This window comes from Deltaproteobacteria bacterium (assembly GCA_003696105.1).
Classification (GTDB): Bacteria; Myxococcota_A; Polyangia; order Haliangiales; family J016; genus J016.
Genome location: RFGE01000319.1, coordinates 1 through 4,389, shown reverse-complemented (window position 1 = coordinate 4,389; position 4,389 = coordinate 1). Strand labels below are relative to the sequence as shown.

Annotated in this window: 4 protein-coding genes; 1 reads left to right on the top strand and 3 read right to left on the bottom strand. The window is 72.3% G+C overall.

Annotation, left to right across the window (positions count from 1 at the left end; all coding sequences use genetic code 11):
- The 3 genes from D6689_19890 to D6689_19880 all read right to left on the bottom strand — a co-directional run.
- The coding region (locus D6689_19890; protein RMH38213.1) for a hypothetical protein at positions 1 to 231 on the bottom strand (231 nt) is incomplete at its 3' end.
- A 200-nt stretch (positions 232 to 431) separates the two neighbouring features.
- Positions 432 to 1,604 (bottom strand): hypothetical protein, encoded by a 1,173-nt coding sequence (locus D6689_19885; GenBank protein ID RMH38212.1) that lies wholly within the window; start codon positions 1,602 to 1,604, stop codon positions 432 to 434.
- A gap of 30 nt (positions 1,605 to 1,634) precedes the next feature.
- A complete protein-coding gene (locus D6689_19880; GenBank protein RMH38211.1) occupies positions 1,635 to 2,495 on the bottom strand; it encodes a hypothetical protein in 861 nt (286 codons plus the stop codon).
- 200 nt (positions 2,496 to 2,695) lie between these two features.
- On the opposite strand from D6689_19880, the gene D6689_19875 reads away from it, so the two are divergent.
- The coding region (locus D6689_19875; GenBank protein ID RMH38210.1) for a hypothetical protein at positions 2,696 to 4,389 on the top strand (1,694 nt) is incomplete at its 3' end.

Sequence of the window (4,389 nt, the reverse complement as noted above, 5' to 3'; positions counted from 1 at the left end):
CGTGTAGTAGAAGGTCCACGCCTTCACGCCGTCGGCGCCGGCCTCGCCGTCGACGGCGCGCAGCGCGAGCTTCTTGATCGCGCGGACGCCCTGTTTCCCTTCGGCATCCTCCGGCAGCGGATCGGCCGACACGACGATCTGGCCGCGAAAGGCCCGTTGCACCTGCTTGTCGATCCCGGCGGTGGCGGGTCGGCTCGCCGTGCCGATGGCGGCGACCAGCGATAACAACACGAGGCGACGACGAGTCTGATGAGTGCGCACGGCCGACCTCCTTGTTCGAAGCTGCGACGCAGGCAATGGGCGTCGGCGTCCGGCGGCGCGCCGCATGGGGAGTGTAGCGCGAACGGGCGCGCCCGGCACCCATCGACCGGCCTGTCCCAGCGCGGCCTACGGCTTCCACCTTCGCGGGGGCGCGATCGGAGCCGGTCGTTTCATTGCGACGACTCCGCGTCGCTCGCCGGCGCCGCGGATCCCGAGACCGGGGGCGCGTCGCTCGCCGGCGCCGCGGAGTTCGCGACCGGGGGCGCGTCGCTCGCCGGCGCCGCGGATCCCGCGACCGGGGGCGCGTCGCTCGCCGGCGCGCGGTGCGCGTCGCCCGCCGGCGCCCCACTCGGCGGCGCGGCGGCGGGCGCGCCATCGGCCACGGGCGCACTCGGCGGTGCGGCAGCGGCCGCGGTGCCGCCCGGGGGCGGGTCGCTCGCCGGACCACCGGCCACGGTCACGATCTTGCGCGGCCTGGTGGGCGCCGGAGCCGGGGCGTCGCCGGCGTGCTCGGCGGCCGGCGCCGTGCCGGTGCTGCGCTCGTCGCCGGGGCCACCGGCCGGCCCCGCACCCCGGGTGCGGCGGCGCCGGCGCCGCTTCTTCTTCGGCGCGACCCCGGTCTTGCGTACCTCGACGGCCGGGTCGCTGGGCGTCCGCGGGCTCTTGCCCCGCGCCGCAGGGCCGCGCCGCCGGGACGGCCCGGCCGCTGCGTCCGCGCCGGCCCCGTCGGGCTTCGCCGGTGTCGCGGTGCCGCCGCCCGCTTTCGGCTCCGCGCCTGCCGCCCCGCGGCCGGGTCGGGCCGCCGGTGCGGCACCCGGATGCGCCTTGCCCCGGCCGCGCCTCGCAGCTCGCTTCGGCTTGCGCTTCGGCCCGCCCTTGCGCGGCGCGTCGTCGCGGTCGCCGTCGGCGCGCTGCAGCGCCCAGCCGCTGCCGGCGGTAGGCAGCGGGCCGCGTGGCTCGCGGTCTCTGCGCGGCTCGCGGTCCCTCCGCGGGCCGCGGTCGCCGCCGCGCCCGCGTCCCGGCTTGTCTCGACCGGGCTTTCCCCGCGCTTTCGCGGGCGCGGCACTCGGGATGAGGTCCACGACGTAGTGGTACTCGCCGACCGCCGCCGCGCCCTTCGGCGCCTCTCCCTGGTACACGCGGACGAGCCGCGTGCGCTCCACGCGGTCGCCGACGACGCCGAGCGCCTCCATCAGGCGCGCGAGACGGTCCCCCTCGATCCCGACCTGTTGTCCGACGCGGGCGGCGACCTCCGCGGCGTCCGCGGCTCCCTCCTCGGCCGCGGCGCGCGCGCGGTGCGCCATCCGCAGCACGACGCCCGAGAACTCCGTGAGCGTCTTCATCGTCGGTCCCGTGGCCGCGGCGGACGGGGGCTACAGGGTCGCGCCGGCGGACGCGCTGACCTCGACGGACACCGACACGGTGATCTCGATGGAGGCCATCACCCGCACCGCCGCGGCGGCGGCCGCCGCGAGCTGGCCCGACACGCACAGGGCGTGGTTGCCGAGGTCGCGGGCGAACGAGTTGGCCGACTGCGCCAGGTCGGCAGCAGTCCTCGCCCACGTCTGGGCTGCGCGCTGGACGGTGCGCATCCGGCCGTACACGTCCAGCAGCTTCGGCAACCCGGTGCGGATCGCGGCGACCGCCGCCTCGAGTTTGGCCTTGTCGACGACGACGTCGGCGCCGTAGCTCACGTTCAGCTCCGCCGGCGTGCACTCCGCTGCGAGCGACGCGCGCACCTCGGCCGAGCTGGCGCACGCGGCATCCGCCGAGCCGCCGCCGGCGCCGGCTTGCGCGCTGCCGGCGCACTCGGCGCGCGCGGCGGCGGTGGCGTCGGCGGACACGGTGCAGACCGCGGGCTTGTATTGGATGTCGAGGTGGGCGTCAGCCCGGATGCCGGCCTGCAGGCTCGCGCGCAACGCGGCGGCGACGCGCTGGCACAGGGCCTGGGTGTCCCCCGACAGGTCCGCGACACCGAGGGTGCGGCCCATGTCGCGGCATGCGGCTTCCACGTGGTTGCGCGCGTCGGCGACCGCCTTGTCGAGCGCGGCCGTCGCGGTCAGGAATGCCTTGATCTTCTTGCCGAGGTCGGTCGTTGCGTACCCGCCGCAGGCGTTGGGGTCGACGCGGTCGGCGCGCTGGCCGGGCTGTCCGTTCCGCCCGCTCGGCGGATTCGAGCCTTGGGGCAGCGAGCCGACGGCGCCGCCACAGCCGGGCAGGATCGAGCACACCATCACGGCGACTGCGACGCGAAGCGTGGACGTCATCAAAACTCTCCTGGTCGTCGATGCGAGTCGCGGCGGCTTCCCACCGCTCCCCCGTTGTTGGGGCGAACGCTTGACCGCGGTGGCCCCGCTGTGTGAAGAAACCCCCGCATAGCACAGCCTCGGCTGAACGGAAAGAGGGGGGTGAATCGATGAGACGACGGCAAGGTGTGTGCGCGTTGGCGGCGGCCGCCGTCGCCGTGGCCGTGGCGGCCGGCGCAGCGTGGGGGCAGAGCAGTACATCCGGCGCGATCGCAGGGATCGTCACCGATCAGGCCACCGGCGACCCGCTTCCCGGCGTGACGGTTGTCGTGTCGTCTCCGTCGCTGCAGGGCGTCCAGTCGGCCCTCACGGACGGCAGGGGCAGCTACAAGATCGACAGCCTGCCGCCGGGGATCTACATGGTGACGTTCTACATCGGCGATGGCCAGGTCCAGCGGCGTGGCATCCACGTGAACCTGTCGCGCGTCACGCGCGTCGACCAGAAACTCGACGTCACCGCTGCCGGGGGCGAGGTCGTCGTCGTGGACGCAAAGGCACCGACGATCGACACGACGCGAACCGACGAGGGCATCACGGTCGACAAGGACTACCTCAAGCACATCCCGGTGCCCGGCCGCACGTTCGGCGCAGCGCTGGGGGCGGCCGCCGGATCGGCCGGCGACAGCCGCGGCGTCGGTTTCTCCGGGTCGACGTCGCTCGAAAACAGCTACGTGATCGACGGCGTCAACACGACGGGGCTCAGTTTCGGCTCGATCGGAACCGATCTGATCAACGAGTTCATCGAGGAGATCCAGGTGCTCACCGGCGGCTACCAGGCCGAGTTCGGCCGCGCCACCGGTGCCGTCGTCAACGTCATCACCAAGTCGGGCAGCAACGAGTTCCACGGGTCGGTGTTTTCCACGATCACGCCGTACGTGCGGCCGCGCGAGCGCATCTTCCAAGTGACGTCGGCCATCGACTCGGACATCAAGCTCGACTACCAGGCCGACTTCGGCGTCGAACTCGGCGGGCCGATCGTCAAGGACCGGGTCTGGTTCTACGTCGGCTTCGCGCCGCGCTTCGTGCGCAACAACGTCGCGCGCATCGTCAAGTCGCGGCGAGACTGCCAACTGCCGCTCGAGGACGGCTCGCTCACCCCGTGTTCGCCCGACAACGCCGACGGTCAACCTGACGAGGACCCGACGACCGGGCTGCTGCTGTTCGAGGAGGTCGATCGCGACGAGTTCAAGACGCTCGCGCAGTCGTATCAGTTCGTGTCCAAGGTCAGCTTCGCGCTGACGCCGGAACACCAGGGGTCGCTGTCGATTCTCGGTACGCCCACGTCGGGCGAGGGCATCTTCGGCGTATTCGGCACCCGCAATGCGACGCGGGCGGATTTCACGTCGCTCAACACCGACGTCGCGGCCCGGTGGACGTCCAAGTTCAACGACAACAAGACGCAGGTCGAGGGACTGTTCGGCTGGCATCGCGACAAGTACGATCAGGACGCGATCGACCAGTCGCTCAACGACGTGCCGACGATCCGCGTGTTTCTGGCCAACCTCGGCGAGTACGGCCGCGCCGGCCAGGAGAGCCAACGCGTGCTCGCCGGCTGTACGGACGGCGTGAGCACGGACAAGTATCCGCAGATCGAGAACTGCCCGGTGTTCCAGTACTGGTTGGACTCGCCGGGATTCATCATCGACAACCTCGAGGATCGCAAGTCAGGCCAGATCAAGCTCACGCAGCGCGCGCAGCTGGCCGGTCACCACGAGATCAAGGTCGGCGCCGATGTCGAGAACAACCTCACGCGCGACGTGCGCAAGCTCAACGGCGGCGTGTTCTACCAACACATCCCCGACTCGTCCTACCTGCAAAACCG